We start from the raw sequence: 15818 nt of genomic DNA on the forward strand, positions 1-15818 counted from the left end.
GCGGGCTTGCTACCCGGCTCAGCCCCGAGGCCGGCCGCCGGCCTCCCGGGGTCTTACCCGCGCAACCTGTAGCTAACTGGTGAATCTGAGAGCTTTCATCACCAAAACCGGCCCTTTCCAACCCAAAACTCACCAGTTACCTACAGCAACGCCGCCGGCGACCCGAGATTCAGGCCCGGTACCCGGGCTGGGGCGGGCGTGCAGGATGTGCAACGGCAAACTGGTTGCCGCGCTGGTCTACGAAAACAGTCGCTTCATGAGCACGGGCATCATCGTGCCCGGACAGGGCGGATAATCCGTGTCCTTTTCCGGCACTCGCCCGTTGGAAAGGATGCACCATCCCACGGCATCTTTCCAGTTGTCGAACGGGAAATCCACCGGCAAGCGTTTGTCCTTTGGGTCACCGCCATGTACCTGCGCGTACTGGTTCTGAGCCTGACTTTGAGTAGCTACGTTGCCGATGCGCTGGTAATGCGCGCATAGCCAGACCTCAAAACACGGATCAGAGACCACCGCACGGATCTTCTGGCCCTTTGCCCCGCTCCTAAGACACTGGTCAACGAAGCCCCTCCTGTCCTTGCCATCGGCGTCGACGACGATCCACACCTCGTCGTAACTCGAGGTATCACCGGCCGGGGCGGTCAGCTTTTGCAGCACCCGTTCTGGTTCCCCATCGACCGCCTGCACTTTGACGGAGAGTTTCTTCGCTGGATCCTCGTGAACCCTCTTCTGAACCAACGTTAGGTACTCTCGTTCGGTGATCTTCCCATTCGTGGCCAGCAAGATTGTCGTCTTCTCTGTACGCCGACGCCGGCCCGGCTGCCTCCTACCCATCGCTCGGCGCTCAATTCTCCAGCCAGCGTACGAGCGACCGGTCGTCGATACTCGGAATTGCGCCGTACGCGCCGGCCAGGTAGCGCTTTTCGAAGTTGCTATTCGGATGAATGGGGTAATCGGCCAGGCTGAAAAGCTCCGAACGCCCCTCATCGTTTTTCTCGGTGAACCACACACTCGCCGGTTCAAGTAGGCGAACTGGCGAGTTACCCAGGAGCCCAGAATCCTGGGTCGTGAAGATGATCTGCGCATGCTTCCGGTTGTATTCCGGATTGAGAAAAAGCTCGACAAGGAACCGCACGAGGCTCGGATGAAGGCTCTCGTCCAACTCGTCGACGAGGAGGATGCCACCGTTCTTCATCAAAGTCAGCGCCCGCCAAGACATGACGAGCCATACCTGGGTGCCAGCACTTTGGGCGTCAAGCGCTAACTCAAACGTCTTACCTCCCGCGCCGCGATGAACAAAAACCACCTTCGATCGCATCTCCGGGACGTTGGGAGCCATCTCATCCTCGACAGCAGGGTCGCCCATCGAGCGCCGCATCCGTTCAAGTAACGCTGGCGGTATGCGTTCTTGTTTGACCTTCACACTTTCGATGCCGACATCGGCGACACGCAAGAGGGCTTCGGCCAAGTCCTCCGCATCACTGCCACCCGCAAGCATCTCTTGGATTATCCGTTCTGTTATGGCGAAACGCGAGCGCGAGTTGGCGGGGAAGGATTGAATGCCGCGGCCCGCTGCGAGCGCCTCAGCAATAGATTCCAGCCCCGCGTGCCCGTAATCAAGCGCTACAGCTAGATAGAGCGCTGAGGCCTTCGTCAGTTTCCGTACCTCATCCGAAGGTCCACGGAGCGCTGCACCTTTCGAGAACTTCATCGGCATATCCAGGCTCTCTTGAGAACGAGAGAAAATCTTGCGCGGCCATCGATTCTCGTAGGAACGCAACTCTTCGAACGCTACACCCCAGTCGGCGGCGCGAACCGTGTACCGATAGCGGATACCATTGACAACAAAATCAGCTTCGTAGTTCGTGGTCGGAGATGGCTCAGCGCAGGCTAGTGAAGGCTGATAAAGGAACCGACCCGCGCGTTGCTGCCACACGGCACGACCGAGGACCTCAATAGCCATAATCAGCGTCGACTTGCCGGAGGCATTCGCCCCGAAGATCGCCGTCACCGGGGACAGCACATCCGTCCACGACTTGCCTTCGCGTGGAAGAACCGTGTCAAATCCAGGGCACGCAAAATCGAGCTCCGCGCGATCCGCAAAAGCACGGAAATTCTCGACAGCGAAGCTAATAAACATATCATCAGGATATCAAACTAGCCGCGATTCGTGACATTTTTTCTCAATACTGCCCCAGTTTTTGATTCAGAGAGCGAAACACTATCGACTAGGCCTCTCCATTAAGACGACGTGGCCCCCAACGACGCATGTCGCTCCACCCGCGAACCCCGGCTGGCGGCCACCGGCTAGCGCATGAGAGCTACCCGCACGTTGAGCTCGCACTCGCCGCCCACCGGAACCATCATGCGCGCTTTCTCCTCGGGCCGGTTGAGCATGTTGGCCATGGTCGAGCACGGTTCAATCGCGATCGACTTCATCGGGTCGCGCTTGAGCGGCGCCCCCGTGAAAACGTGGAAATTGGCGCGGCAGGGCGCGGGCTTGGCGGCCCGGTCGGCCTGAGCCGACCCGGACGGCGAGCCCGCGCACCCGGCAGGCAGGCTTCGGGATCGGCCCATCGCGATCGACAGTCCGTAGCCGAGGCCGGTGTCCACGTAGGCGGTGGCCGCACCTCCATCAAAGTGAAGGCCGGTGAAGGCGGAGTCGAGAGCATCGTGGAGGTTGATCTCACGGAGGAAGTCGGCTGCCGGAACCCACGCGGGTGCGGGCCGCACGGGCACGCCCGCACCCGCCACGGGGGCCGCACGCGTCCCAGTCCCCTCGTCGATCGGGACGAAGGCCGCCTCCCCCTCGAGCGGCAACAGCCTGCCATCCACCACAATCCGTTCCGTTGCCGGCAACCACAACCGCGCCTCCGCCAGCGAGGCCACCGTGAAGTAGGGGTGCCAGCCCAACCCGATCGGCACCGGGCGGCCGGCACCATTTCGAGCGAAGACCGTCACGCCCAGTTCGCCAGGAATCGAGATGTCGTAGCGAATCCGCACCTCGATCGGGCCGCGGAAAGCCGACGAGTCGGGAATCGTGGCGACCAGTTCGACATGGTCGGCCTGAGCCGCATCCCCGTCACCCAGCTCCAGCCCGACCGGCGTGAATTCCAGACCCCACACCAGCCCGTGCAGACCCTCCTCGTTCGTGACCCCGAGGGTGGAGCGGGCCACGCCGTCGTCGTCCCAGAGAGCGTTGGCGGTCCGGTTCGGCCAGGGCACGAGCACGGCGTTGCGGAACCCGTCGAGTTCCTCCTGCTCGGCGGCGCTCCGGTACCCGTCCAGAACCGACGAGCCAAGACCGGGATCCCAGCCCAGGATCATCGCTCCGCGGGTCGACAGCCGAAGCCGCTGGTCACCGTGCGAGATCTCGATGAACATTCCTAGCTCCTCACTCTTCGAATCCGGGCGCCGTTCTCGGTTACGCCCTACTCACCAACGCGGTCGCAATCGCCGCCAGCCCCTCGCCCCGCCCGGTGAAGCCCATCCGATCCGAGGTGGTGGCCGACACTGTCGCCGGCGCCCCCAGCGCAGCGCTCATTGCGGCCTCCGCCTCAACCTTGCGCGGCGCGAAACGCGGCCTCTGCCCAATGATCTGCACCGACACGTTCTCTATCCGCCAGCCAGCCTCGCGCACCAGCCGCACCGATTCCGCCAGCAACGCCTCCCCCGAAGCGCCCGCCCACTCCGGGCGGTCCGTGCCGAACACCGTGCCCAGCTCGCCCACGCCACTGGCCATGAGGATCGCATCGCACGCCGCGTGAGCGGCCACGTCTCCGTCCGAGTGTCCCTCCAGCCCTCGCTCACCGTCCCAGCGCAGGCACGCAAGGTAGAGCGGGGTGTCGTCATCAGCGAACCGGTGGGCATCAAAAGCCGTGGCCACACGCATCAACGCCCTCTTTTCTCCAACAGCATCTGCGCCACCGCCAAATCCCAGGCGGTGGTCACCTTCATCGCCTCCGGCGATCCCTCCACGAGCACGACCTCGCTGCCCATCGCCTCCACCAGCGCTGCATCATCTGGCGCCGCGCTCAGCTCATCCGCCCCGCGCTCGCGCCCGACCCGATGCGCCTCACGTACCAGCTGCGTGCGAAACCCCTGCGGCGTCTGCATCGCCCGCAACCGGCCCCGCTCGAGGGTCGCAACCACGGGCTCCACATCCACTTTTCCGACGACGTCGGACGCCCCAGCCGCGCTCACAGCCGCCCGCCGCTCGCCGACCTCCTTGATCGTGTCCGTCACCGGCAGCGCCGGCACCACGGCGTCGTAACCCGCCTCCAGAGCGGCCCGCACGCGATCAATGACGGCCACCGGCGTCAGCGCCCGAGCGGCGTCGTGAATGAGAACGAGATCGCTGGTGACGGCCTCCAGGCCGTTGGCCACGGAGCCCTGCCGCGTCTTCCCACCCACGACGAGTCGCGCGCTCACACCGCCGTCCGCGAGCGCCCTCTCAAAATCTTCCCGCGTCCGCTGCCCGGCGGGAATGGTCACGACGACGTCGTCCACCCCCGCGGCGTTCATCCCTCGGATCGCGTGGACCAGCAGGGGGACGCCGGCGAGCGGTACGAGCGCCTTGGGCATGTTGGCGCCAAGCCGGGTACCCGAGCCGGCGCCGGCGATGACGGCGGCGATTGACATTAGTCTGCGGATTCGGCCGACTCCGGGGTGGCGGCCGTTGCCGCCGACTCCGCGTCAATCCCCATCACTTCATCGAGCAGGACATCGGCCTCTTCGTCCGTGATGTCGCGGGCCAGCGCCACCTCAGAACCCAGGATCGCGCGGGCCTGGCCAAGCATGCGCTTCTCACCAGCCGACAGGCCACGGTCAACGTTGCGGCGAGAGAGGTCACGGACCACCTCAGCCACCTTGTTCACGTCGCCCGACGTCAGCTTCTCACCGTTGGCCTTGTAACGGCGCGACCAGTTCGCCGGCTCTTCCACGTCCGTCTCGCGTAGCACGTCGAACACACGCTCGAGCTGCTCCTCATTCGAGACGTCGCGAACACCCACTTGTTCAAGCGCCTCCTGTGGCACCTGAATAATGAGATCGCCCTGCAGGATTCGGAGCGTCAGGTACGTGCGGGTCTCTCCACGCATCGTCTTCTCTGAGATTTCCTCAATGTAGGCCGCACCGTGGTGCGGGTATACGACGGTCTCGCCAACTTTGAAGCTCACTGGGGGATCACTCTTTTCTGAATCGATTTCCCACCCATTCTACCATTGAGCTTTGCCCGCTCTCGTTCCAAAAGTTTCGCCGAAAAGAAAACCTAGCCTTCCGGATTCGACACGAGCTTGTAGCCCAATCCGCGCACCGTCACCAACGCCCGTGGATTCGCCGGCTCCACCTCGATCTTCGAACGGATCCGCTTGACGTGAACGTCCAGCGTCTTCGAATCACCAATGTAGGCCATGCCCCAGATGCGGTCGAGGATCTGCCCGCGCGTGAGCACCCGGTCCGGGTTCTCCATGAACAGCTCCAGCAGCTCGAACTCGCGCAACGGCATCCGGATCGGCTCACCCGCGACGCGGACCACGTGTGCATCCAGGTCCATCTCGATTCGTCCCACGCGCAGCAGCTCCGCGGACTCCTCGCGCAGCGGGGCATCGGCCACCCGGCGCAGGATGGCCCGGATGCGGGCCACCAGCTCACGGTAGGAATACGGCTTAGTCACGTAGTCGTCCGCGCCGATCTCCAGTCCCACCACCTTGTCGATCTCCGCGTCCTTCGCGGTGAGCATGATAATCGGAACCTGGGACTGGGCGCGGATCCGCCGGCACACCTCGTTGCCCGAGATCCCCGGCAGCATGAGGTCGAGCAGCACCACATCGATGCCCTCCCCGAACTTCTCCACCGCCGCCAGGCCATCTGACGCCGTTTCCACCTCGAAGCCGTCCCGCGACAGGTTAAACTCAAGCATGTCTCGATAGGTGGGTTCGTCCTCCACCACAAGTATCCGCGTCATCGTGCGCCCTCCATATCCACAACCTCCTGGCTCTTGACGCCCTCCGGCGTGTGTGCCCCGGCGCTCTCCGGCACGTATGCCTCGGGCAGGATCATGGTGAACGTCGAACCCTGCCCCCTCTTGCTCCACACCTTGACCCGACCACCGTGCTCGGCCGCCACGTGCTTGACTATCGACAACCCTAGCCCCGTTCCCCCAGTTTCACGCGAGCGGGCCCGGTCACCGCGGTAGAAGCGCTCAAAGATCCGCTCGCGGCTCTCCTTCGGGATGCCTTCGCCCTGATCAATCACAGAAATATGGACCTCCCCCGACTCCGCAGCCACAGCCACCGACACCTGCCCAAAATGGCGAGAGTAGCGCACCGCGTTGTCGAGAAGGTTACGCACCGCCGTCGTGAGCAGGGCCCGATCGCCGTACACCTGCAACCCAGACGCGCCACCCGAAACTAGGCGCACGTCGCGCGCCTCAGCCTCCACTCGCACCCGGTCCAGAGCCTCTGTCACGACGTCGTCCACCTCCACAAACTCCGAATCGGCCAGCGCATTCGAATCCTGCAGCCGGGAGAGCTGGATGATCTCCTGCACCAGCTGGGAAAGCCGCTCCGCCTCCGTCGTCAGCCGCGCCGAAAACCGCCGCACGTTCTCCGGCTCATCGGCCACCTGCGCCAGCGTCTCCGACAACAACCCGATCGCGCCCACCGGCGTCTTCAGCTCGTGCGACACATTCGCCACGAAATCCCGCCGCGTTTCCTCCAAGCGGCGCTTTTCCGTGTTGTCCTCGAAAAGGATCAGCACCTTATCCCCCGAGATCGGGGTGGCCCGTACCGACAGGCGCAGCTCCGGCACGTCCGCATCCAAGCGCGGAAGTCGCAGGTCCAGCACCGAGACTGCACCCGCTGAACGTGCCTCCGCCGCCAAGTCCCGAAGTTCCTGGCGCAGCTCACCATGCGGCACCAGCCCGTAGGCCGAGGTGATCGACGACGCCCGCAACACGGCGTCGTCGCCACCCAACACGATGTGCGACTGCGGCAAGGCAGCAAGCAGCGCGATCACGTCCGAATCATCCACCGCCGGCGCCGGCGCATCCGCCCTGCCCAGAAGCCGCTGCGAAATCTCGTAGGCCGCAATCGCCACCACAACCACAAGAATGCCGAGGAGGAAACCCACCCCGAAGCTGAAACCGTCTGCCATAATTCAAGCGTAAACCATCCCACCGACACTCCCGGGTCAACTCCCACACGTCTGCCAAACCGTCAATTGCCGTTAACCTACCCGGTGAATTGTGTTCACCTGAACGTGATGAAATCTCACGAGGGAGCGAAGCCGCGCCCCTCTTAGCCCGCCAACCGGGTCACTCACATCCATCCGCGGCACACGAACAAGGAGTACCGTTGCGCGAACAATTCCGTCAGCAGATGCAAGAGCTGTCTGACACCCTCGTCTTGCAAGCCAAGGCCGCCGCGAAAGCGATGACCGGCGCCGCCGCCTCTCTCAAGGACGCGAACCTCGCACTCGCCGAACGGGTCATCGACGCCGACCACTCCATCGACATGCTCGAGCGAAACATTGACGACATGGGCATCTCCCTCCTCGCCCGCCAGGCACCAGTCGCCGGCGACCTTCGCACCGTTGTTTCCGCACTGCGCCTGTCCGCCACCCTCGAACGCATGGGCGACCTCGCCCGCCACGTCGCCTACGTCGCCCGCGGACGCTTCCCCCACGCCGTCGTCCAGGGCGAAGTCAAGGATCTGTTCGAGGAGATGGCCACCAAGGCCGCCGAGGTCGGCGTGCTCGTGGCGCGCCTCGTCGAGACCCAAGACCTGTCCATCGCCGACCGTATCATCGCCGACGACGACGTCCTCGACGACCTCCACACCCGCACCTTCGACTACGTCCTCGATGAGTCTCTGGAGCTGACCCGCCAGGAGATCGTCGACATCATCCTGCTCGGCCGCTACCTTGAGCGCTTTGGCGATCACGGCGTCTCGGTGGCTCACCGCATGCGCTTTCTCGTGACCGGCATGGCGCTGGACGCGGAGGAGATGGGCCAGATCGAGGAGTTCTAAGGCTCCGGCCGGGCTGGCGCTCGCCGGCTGGGCTGGCGCTCGCCGGCTGGGCTGGCGCTCGCCGGCTGGGCTAGGCGCTCGCCGGCTGGGCCGGGCTAGGCGGATTGGGCACTCGCACGGCAAGGCGGGCGGCTCCGAACCGGCATTCGCCACGTTCGGAGCCGCCCGCCCCTGTGCAGGCAGTCTCCTGCTACTTGCCCTGGTTGGCCACGGCCTCGATGGCGGCCTTTGCCGCCTCGGGGTCGAGGTAGGTGCCACCCTTCTTGACCGGCTTGAGGGTCTCCTCGTCAAGCTCGTAGTAGAGCGGGATGCCGGTGGGGATATTGAGGCCGGAGATGTCCTCGTCCGAGATCTCGTCCAGCATCTTGACGATGGCACGCAGCGAGTTGCCGTGGGCCGCGATCATCACGGTCTTACCCGTCTTCAGATCCGGGACGATGGCCTCCTCCCAGTACGGGAGCAGGCGGGCGATGACGTCCTTGAGGCACTCCGACAGCGGAATTGGCTCTCCGGCGTAGCGCGGGTCAGAATCCTGTGAGTACTCGGAGCCGACCTCGATCTCCGGCGGGGCGACGTCGAAGGAACGACGCCACTGCATGAACTTCTCCTCGCCGTACTCGTCGCGGATCTCCTTCTTGTTCTTGCCCTGCAGGGCGCCGTAGTGACGCTCGTTGAGGCGCCAGTTCCGGTGAACCGGGATCCAGTGGCGGTCGGCGGCGTCGAGCGCAAGATTCGCAGTCATGATCGCGCGGCGTAGCAGCGACGTGTGGAGAATGTCGGGCAGCACACCCGCATCGGTGAGGAGCTTGCCGGCGTGGCTCGCTTCCTTCACGCCCTTCTCCGACAGCGGCACATCCACCCATCCGGTGAAGAGGTTCTTTGCGTTCCATTCGCTCTCGCCGTGGCGAACGAGCACCAACTTGTACACCATATTGTTCCTTCTCTTTCGAAGAGGTTGCGCGTTTTCGCGCATCAACTTCATTCTATCGTTTAATGGTCCCTCATTTGTGGGACTCCTCGCGCGGCAGCTGTTCCCACCTGACCCCCAGGTCGGTGCCCGCGATGAGGTTCGCATATGCGTCCTCCGCCGCAGCCTCGATCCCGTCCGCCACGTCCTCGCCAGCTGAAATCAGCTCCACCACGAATGCCCCCGAGTGCGGACATTCACGAGCTTCCCGGACAGCCCAACCTCCACTGCCACGCATCCGCCCGTCAGAGGGCAGGCCGGCCAACCATGCGTCCGCGGCGACCCGCGCGCGCGTCCTGATCCCGTCAGTCAACACGAGGCGCAACACAGCTGGCGTGCCGTCATTGGATGGGGGATCAACCCACAGCCAGTTGTAGTCGACGACGTAGCGGCGCGGATCTTCCTTCTGACCCCACGCAATCGGCAGTCGGCGGGCGTCCTCCACGCGCCCCTCGCGCTCCTTAGCCCAGGGAATAGCGATCTCCTCCATGAGGTCTGCCACCGGGCATGCCGACGCGTCCCGCTCGCGCAGGTGCTGCGCCGTCTGGGCGATAGCATCTGCCGACAAATTCTGGCTCAACTTCGCCTTTCCGATCACCTCTGCCACCTCCAGCTCCACGCCCACCATCGCAGCGAAAGCCGCATGCACGAGCTCATAAGACGTGTGCCGCCCCACCCGCCATTCGCGCTCGAAATGCTCCACCAGGCTGGTCAAATGGGCCTGCTTCCATTCCGCGTCGTCGTGAATCGAGAGGGTGCCCTTGAGGTGAACCGTCACGTAGTTGAGGGTGGGGACGGTGGGCAGCTTGGCACCCGGGCGTTCGGGCGGGAAGTCAAGGGCGGAGACGTGCGCGCTGGGACCCTGAACGATGACCATCGCCTCCCCCGCGTCCTTCCACTGCGGGTTGACGCGGTTGAGGTGGAACTGTGCCACTACCCGGCCTTCGCGCTCGATAATATTGAAGGGCAGGAACGTGGCGTTCAGGCCGCCTTCCCCAACGGACACAAGTTGCCCGACGCCGATGCTTCGAGCTACCTCGAGAGCTGCGGCGCGATCCATGGCATGTTGCTGTGCGACGTACATGCTCCCACTCTACAAGCCGCCTCCGACATTTTTTCACGACGCCGTCGCGCACAAGCCCACCTCGCCGCGATTGACATAGTCAAAACCGTCGAGGGCGACCTCAGCGACAGAATGTGTTGGGGCCCCGCGGCGGACGCCGGTTACATTTGGTGAGGAGTGAAAGGAAGCCTGATGGAGTTCACATACAATGATTATGGTGACACGGTGCTCTATGACGTCTTCTATGAAGCTGGCACCTATTACGGGGGCGTGCTTGTCGCGTTGAGCGATCAGGCCGAAGCCCGAGGCGACCACAATCGCGTCCGCGCGCTACTTGACCAGCAGATTGCTTTGCAAAACGAACGGGCAAGTGTTGACCCTGATGACCGTGACGCCCAAATCGCGTGCATCGAAAAGTGGCATGCCCAGGCCCGCCAAGCTCGCGAAAGTCTGTTCACATAGAACGCCTCGTAATGGATGAGGCTGAACTACGTCGCCGCTGGATATCCCAGATCGCTCCGGATGTTTTCGCTGACGCGATCCACGTTCGCGAACCTGTCACGATCTTTCTTGGCGGACAACCCGGCGCAGGTATGACAGCCAGCCAAGGACGTGTTGCCGCCGGTAACCGCACTTAGCGGTCACACCGAACATGGCGGCAGTGGGCCAGGAACTGCCCTTGCGACTCTTAGCCCTGACGGTACTGGCTTTTCAGGTCAAGCCTTGAAAGCACCAGGTGATTACGCTTTCCGAGGTAGGACGAGATTTGATCTCGGACGTCGTGGCGCCCCTCACGCCACGCCAGAACTCGCCTGCTGGGAAAACTTCAGCCAAGCCAACCCGTATTCTTTTCTCATAAACCGGTCAACATTGGGCCAATTGTCCGTACCGCGGAGCAGCCACACGCGCGGAAAAATCTCAACGTTATACGCATCGTTGCCGATGTAGTCTTTGCGCATACCCTGGGCTACCGATAGGCGGCCGTGCTCGATCATATCCAGCACGGCACGCACATGGTTAGCAATATTGAAGCGCCTACCCTCATGCTCGGGAACCCGCACCGAAGAATCTCGGGTAATCCCCCAATCCCCGAACACCGAATCATCAGAGTTAGCCATCCGCAACTGTGACCACTGCAAAGCACTAGCATGCCAATCCCCAGTCGTGTCAGTATCCGAAGGCAGGTTCAATGCGTGAATATCCGTCACATACTCCACCAGTGGTCATCTCCCTTCCATCGGTCTAATCCCTTTTAGCTGGTGTCAACAAAACATGGGTAACGCCAGACCACTATGCGGCGAGGAGATCGATAACAGCTGCGATTGAACCCACCGCCGATACCGCGGACACAAACAGGAATACCTTGCCATTCTTACTTAGCCCTGACAAGCGCTCACCGATAGGCCGAGTCTTGCCCGTCTTCTTGATGATTCTTGGAGGCATTTCCATATAAACCACGAAAAGCGACCCAAAAGTAATGACAAGAGAAATCAAGGCAAAAAGGAGGGGGTCGTCTAGATAATCTGGCATAACAACTCCATTTCAAGAATCAAGAAAACCCCAATGTGAGTATTGTAGCGAGCACGAAGGCCGACAAGGTCGATGACCGTCGAACCGGCGTTGAGCATCTTGTAGACTTTGCAGATACTGTTGCGACTCTCGCGGGGCCGAACGCAACCAAAGTGGCAGTTCTTGCAAGGCAGGAAGCAGCTTGCTTTACCCGCCACACGATATTTGGGTCGGCTACGACAGGATCCTGAGTCTCTTCATTTGTTGCAACGACCTGAGTAAGATGTGTGTGTCATTCATCTGCCCCCTCCCCTCGAGAGTAAACTCTGGCGTTCCAACCAGTGATCCCGACGTACTTGAACACGCTCGACTGCATCGTCAGATAAGGGAAATGGCCTCAGAATCTTCCGATTCCAAGGCCATTGGTTGGAGCCGCCTGAGAGAATCGAACTCTCGACCTTCTCATTACGAGTGAGACGCTCTGCCGACTGAGCTAAGGCGGCCTGCAGTTCAATTTATCGAACCGCTACCCCGTTTACCAAATAGGCGGACGTGATCTATACCGCCTATTGGGCGGAGGTCACCCACTGCTGAGCGAGGATCGCCTACTGAGCGGGGCAAGTCAGCCCGTCCTCGGGGGCCTCGCCCGTGAGCAGGTAGTGGTCGAGGGGATCGGAGATGCACTCGCCTGCACGCCCGTAGGCCGTGTGCCCCTCACCTTCCCAGGTGACAAACCGCGAGTTCTCCAGGTTATCGGCGAAGGCCTTGCCCCACTCGTAGGGCGTGGCGGGATCGCCCGTGGTGCCCACGACGACGATCGGATCCGATCCTGCCGCAACGAACGGCCCGAGCGGGCCATCTTCCCCGCCGGGCATGATCTGGCAGGCGTACTCCGAGTAGCCCATCGCGTCACCGAAAATCGGGGAGATCTCCTTCAGGGCATCCGCCTTCTTCTCCCAGTCGGCCTCCGTGCCTTCCACATGGGTGTCTGCACAGCTAATAACCAAGTTGGCCTCGAACATGTTGTTGACGAACTTCTCGCCCTCACGCCCCATGTACTGGTCGAAGAGCAGGGCGAAGACCGAACCGTCGTTGTCGTTGATCAGGCGGTCGAAGCCGGCGTCGAGAGCGAACCACAGTGAGTCGTCGTAGAGCGGTGTGATGATCCCGTAGAAGAAGCCCGTCTCACCCAGAACGCGGTCCGGACCGGCCGGAACCGGCGAGTTCTTAACTTGCTCGGCCAGTTCGGCCAGTTTGGCCCACCCCTCGTCCACGGTGGAGCCGAGCGCGCACTTGCCGCCGTCGACGCATTTGCGCAGGTATGCCTCAAAGGCATCGGTAAAGCCGACCACCTGTGCCTTGGTCTGCTCGAAGCTGGAGATTGAATCGTCCACCGCGCCGTCGAGGATCATGCGCCCCACGTTCTGTGGGAACAGCTCGGCGTACATGCCACCCAAGGTAGTTCCGTAGGAGAAGCCGACGTAGTAGAGCTTCGGGTCGCCCGCCACCTGGCGCAACACGTCCATGTCCTTCGCCGCGGAACGCGTACCGACGTACTTCACCAAGTCCCCCGACTTGTCCACGCACCCGGCCACGAGCGTGTTCGTGGCGGCTTTCAACTGTGCGTCGCCCTCCGGGGTGTCGGGGTAAGACGTGTCGAGGTAGGCGGCGAGGTCGGCGTCGTCGAGGCAGTCGATGGGGGTGGACTTGCCAACACCGCGCGGATCGGCCCCCACGACGTCGAAGTTTTCAAGGATGGCGTCGGAGAAGTAGTAGTTGGCCTGGTCGATCATGTCCTGCGCCGAGCCGCCCGGGCCACCCGGATTGACGAAGAGCGTACCGATCGGCTCCCCGGTGGCCTTCGCCTTCTTCATCGACAGTGTGATGGTCTGCCCGCCCGGGTTGTCGTAGTCGAGCGGGACGATCGCCTCGGCGCACTCGAAGCCGGTGCCGCACTCGCTCCAGGCCACCTGCTGGTCGTAGAACTTCTCCAGGCCTGCCGGCGCCGCAGGCAACTCGCCCCGGATCGGCAGTGCGCCCGCGGCGTTGGTCGCCTTCGGCGCCGGGGACGTTGACGGGCCGCCATTCGACGTACCAGACGAGCACGCAGCGAGCAGGCTCATCGCGGCACACAGGGAAATAATCTGAAGCTTTTTCACACTGCCAATCTATCGCACGGGCCACCCGGCAGTCTCCACCGACGGGCATATCCGACGCTCTTGCGACGCATACCGATCCTGTGGAAAAGTTTTCGACGACGCGCGGCCCCGCTACCCGCCGCCTCGCCAAAAACGTCAGCACGCGCCAATCCGCCGACGCCGCGCCCCACCCTACTGCCGCATCGCCGACAGCGCCGCCTCCATGAGCAGTTGCGGAGCCACGTTGGAGCGCAGGCGCTCGCGGGCCTCGCCGAGGGTGTCGATGCGGGACAGCGCCTCAGTCGGGCCGATCTTCGCCGCAATGCTTTGGATCGCCTCCGCATAGTCGGCGTTGATGAGGGCCACCTGGGCGTCCAGCTGGACGACCACCACGTCACGATAGAACGAGATCATGTAGGTCAGCTCGCGATCGATCATGTCGTGGAGCGTTCGTGTGGCGCGGCGCTTGGAGTCGACGCTCGCTGCCCGCACCTGGCTCCTGACTGCCGCGGGCACGCGCGCTCCGGCCTCGAGGCCCAGTGCTGCGAGCCGATCGGCCTCCTCGCGCTCCTCTGCCGCCTTGTCGCGGTTAGTGCTGACTCCCATCAACTCCGGGTCCACCAGCATCCACGCGGCGACGGCCGCGTCCCCCACCCCATGAATCGACGCCAGCGCGTCGAGGGTCTTCTTCCGCAGGCCGGCGGCCTCCGGGTTCGTAGCCAGCGCCTTCGCGACGCCGATGTGAGACTGGGCCGCCTGCGCCGCGACGTACGCCGTCTCCCGCTCCACGCCCTCTCGCTCGACGAGCAGGCGCGCCACCTCCTCCACCGACGGGGTGACCAGGTTGACGTTGCGGCAGCGGGATCGGATGGTGGGCAGGACGTCGGCCACCGCCGCGGTACACAGCAACCAGACTGTGCGGGGGCCGGGTTCCTCGATGGCCTTGAGCAGGACGTTCGTGGTGCGCTCGACCATGCGGTCGGCGTCCTCGATGATGAAGACCTTCCACGATCCGCTGCCCGGCGCCTGGTAGGAGCTCGCCACGTAGGCGCGCACCTCTTCTGCCTTGATCGTCACCAGGTCGGTCGACAGGGAGCTCACGTCCGGGTGTTGCCCCGCCATCACGGCCTTGCACTGGGAGCACTCCCCGCACCCCGGCCTAGTGCCCGTGCACTGGAGCGCGGCGGCGAAAGCCCGCGCGGCGAGCGAGCGGCCCGAGCCCGGCGGGCCGGTAATCAGCCATGCGTGGCTCATCGCCGAGCTACCCCGCGCACTCTCAAAGCCAGCGCCCGCGATCTTGCGAGCCGCCTGCGCGGCGCGCGTCAGGTCCGCCACCGCCTCCTCCTGGCCGACGAGGCCGTCAAAGACGCTCACGCGCACTCGCCTCCTGGTGCGCCCGGCGCATCCGCCTCACCCGGCGTGCCGGACACATCCGCCTCACCCGGCGTGCCCTTGCCGCTCGCAAAGCCGCCTGGCGCTCGGCGCTCCTCGAGCATCCCCACCACAACCTCACGGATCTCCTCGGCCAGATCCTCCACCGACCGGCGCGCGTCGAGCACATAGAAGCGCTGCGGCTCGCGCGCGGCGAGGATGCGGTACTGGGCGCGGACGGCGTCGTGAAACTCCCTGCCCGCGCGTTCGAGCCTGTCAAGCGCCTCGGAACGGATGGCTGCGCGGCCGGCGGCGTCAGCGGTGGGCAGATCGAGCAGGAAGGTGATGTCGGGCAGCAGTCCGTCCACCGCCCACAGCGACAGTTCGCGGACCTCCTCCGTGCCGAGCTCGCGGGCCGCACCCTGGTAGGCCACCGATGAATCCAGGTAGCGATCCGTCACCACCACCGCCCCACGCTCGAGGGCTGGGCGCACCTTCGACTGCACGTGGTGGGAGCGGTCGGCCGCATACAGCAACGCCTCGGCGCGCGGGCCCATGTCCTCCCCGTGCAGCAGCAGATCGCGGATGGCACCGCCCATCGGCGTGCCGCCCGGCTCGCGCGTGACGACGACGTCGTGTCCGGTCTCCTCGAGCCAGCCGGCGAGCGCGCGGGCCTGCGTGGACTTACCGCTACCGTCCCCGCCCTCGAAAGAAATGAACAGGCCCATGGTTTCCTACTT

At 63.7% G+C, this 15818-nt stretch carries 17 protein-coding genes and 1 tRNA gene; 2 read left to right on the forward strand and 16 right to left on the reverse strand.

Annotated elements, in window-relative coordinates; all coding sequences use genetic code 11:
- Positions 1-237: 237 nt before the first annotated feature.
- From J2S45_RS10450 to J2S45_RS10485, 8 genes are all read right to left on the reverse strand, one after another.
- Positions 238-783: an RloB family protein gene (locus J2S45_RS10450; RefSeq protein WP_307635365.1), complete on the reverse strand. Its 546-nt coding sequence runs from the start codon at positions 781-783 to the stop codon at positions 238-240.
- Positions 784-844: 61 nt separating this feature from the next.
- Positions 845-2140 (reverse strand): AAA family ATPase, encoded by a 1296-nt coding sequence (locus tag J2S45_RS10455; protein WP_296930108.1) that lies wholly within the window; start codon positions 2138-2140, stop codon positions 845-847.
- Positions 2141-2307: 167 nt separating this feature from the next.
- Entirely contained in the window at positions 2308-3384 is a 1077-nt protein-coding gene (locus J2S45_RS10460; protein ID WP_307635366.1) for an aldose 1-epimerase, read from the reverse strand.
- Between the two features lie 40 nt (positions 3385-3424).
- Positions 3425-3892: a 2-C-methyl-D-erythritol 2,4-cyclodiphosphate synthase gene (gene ispF / locus J2S45_RS10465; RefSeq protein ID WP_307635367.1), complete on the reverse strand. Its 468-nt coding sequence runs from the start codon at positions 3890-3892 to the stop codon at positions 3425-3427.
- Positions 3892-4641, reverse strand: a complete 750-nt coding sequence (gene ispD / locus J2S45_RS10470) for a 2-C-methyl-D-erythritol 4-phosphate cytidylyltransferase (RefSeq protein ID WP_300047889.1) — start codon at positions 4639-4641, stop codon at positions 3892-3894. The genes ispF and ispD overlap by 1 nt, the downstream gene beginning before the upstream one ends.
- Entirely contained in the window at positions 4641-5177 is a 537-nt protein-coding gene (locus J2S45_RS10475) for a CarD family transcriptional regulator (RefSeq protein ID WP_270973992.1), read from the reverse strand. Before J2S45_RS10475 ends, ispD begins: the two co-directional genes overlap by 1 nt.
- A 92-nt stretch (positions 5178-5269) precedes the next feature.
- Complete coding sequence (locus J2S45_RS10480; protein WP_296930137.1) at positions 5270-5965, reverse strand: response regulator transcription factor; 696 nt, start codon at positions 5963-5965, stop codon at positions 5270-5272.
- Positions 5962-7155, reverse strand: coding sequence for a sensor histidine kinase (locus J2S45_RS10485; protein WP_307635368.1), 1194 nt, complete (start codon positions 7153-7155; stop codon positions 5962-5964). The genes J2S45_RS10480 and J2S45_RS10485 overlap by 4 nt, the downstream gene beginning before the upstream one ends.
- A gap of 200 nt (positions 7156-7355) precedes the next feature.
- Here J2S45_RS10485 and phoU point away from each other — a divergent pair, with 200 nt between their 5' ends.
- Positions 7356-8030, forward strand: a complete 675-nt coding sequence (gene phoU / locus J2S45_RS10490) for a phosphate signaling complex protein PhoU (RefSeq protein WP_270973986.1) — start codon at positions 7356-7358, stop codon at positions 8028-8030.
- A gap of 190 nt (positions 8031-8220) precedes the next feature.
- Here the strand turns inward: phoU and J2S45_RS10495 are convergent, their stop codons facing one another.
- Both J2S45_RS10495 and J2S45_RS10500 read right to left on the reverse strand, forming a co-directional pair.
- On the reverse strand, positions 8221-8961 hold the full coding sequence (locus tag J2S45_RS10495) for a phosphoglyceromutase (protein WP_270973985.1): 741 nt from the start codon (positions 8959-8961) through the stop codon (positions 8221-8223).
- A gap of 70 nt (positions 8962-9031) precedes the next feature.
- The gene (locus J2S45_RS10500; protein ID WP_307635369.1) at positions 9032-10081 is read right to left on the reverse strand and encodes an FMN-binding negative transcriptional regulator; all 1050 of its coding nucleotides are present in this window, start codon (positions 10079-10081) and stop codon (positions 9032-9034) included.
- Positions 10082-10252: 171 nt separating this feature from the next.
- On the opposite strand from J2S45_RS10500, the gene J2S45_RS10505 reads away from it, so the two are divergent.
- On the forward strand, positions 10253-10522 hold the full coding sequence (locus J2S45_RS10505) for a hypothetical protein (RefSeq protein ID WP_307635370.1): 270 nt from the start codon (positions 10253-10255) through the stop codon (positions 10520-10522).
- Between the two features lie 329 nt (positions 10523-10851).
- Here the strand turns inward: J2S45_RS10505 and J2S45_RS10510 are convergent, their stop codons facing one another.
- The 6 genes from J2S45_RS10510 to tmk form a co-directional block, all read right to left on the reverse strand.
- Complete coding sequence (locus J2S45_RS10510) at positions 10852-11277, reverse strand: hypothetical protein (RefSeq protein ID WP_307635371.1); 426 nt, start codon at positions 11275-11277, stop codon at positions 10852-10854.
- Between the two features lie 73 nt (positions 11278-11350).
- Complete coding sequence (locus tag J2S45_RS10515; RefSeq protein ID WP_296931147.1) at positions 11351-11590, reverse strand: hypothetical protein; 240 nt, start codon at positions 11588-11590, stop codon at positions 11351-11353.
- Positions 11591-11996: 406 nt separating this feature from the next.
- Positions 11997-12072: transfer RNA gene (locus J2S45_RS10520), tRNA-Thr, on the reverse strand.
- Positions 12073-12174: 102 nt separating this feature from the next.
- A complete protein-coding gene (locus tag J2S45_RS10525) occupies positions 12175-13728 on the reverse strand; it encodes an alpha/beta hydrolase (RefSeq protein ID WP_307635372.1) in 1554 nt (517 codons plus the stop codon).
- Positions 13729-13899: 171 nt separating this feature from the next.
- Positions 13900-15081 carry a DNA polymerase III subunit delta' gene (locus J2S45_RS10530; protein WP_307635373.1) on the reverse strand — a complete coding sequence of 394 codons (1182 nt, stop codon included), beginning with the start codon at positions 15079-15081 and terminating at the stop codon, positions 13900-13902.
- A complete protein-coding gene (tmk, locus tag J2S45_RS10535) occupies positions 15078-15806 on the reverse strand; it encodes a dTMP kinase (protein WP_307635374.1) in 729 nt (242 codons plus the stop codon). Before tmk ends, J2S45_RS10530 begins: the two co-directional genes overlap by 4 nt.
- Positions 15807-15818: the final 12 nt, after the last annotated feature.

The organism is Trueperella abortisuis (assembly GCF_030811095.1).
Taxonomy (GTDB): Bacteria; Actinomycetota; Actinomycetes; order Actinomycetales; family Actinomycetaceae; genus Trueperella; species Trueperella abortisuis.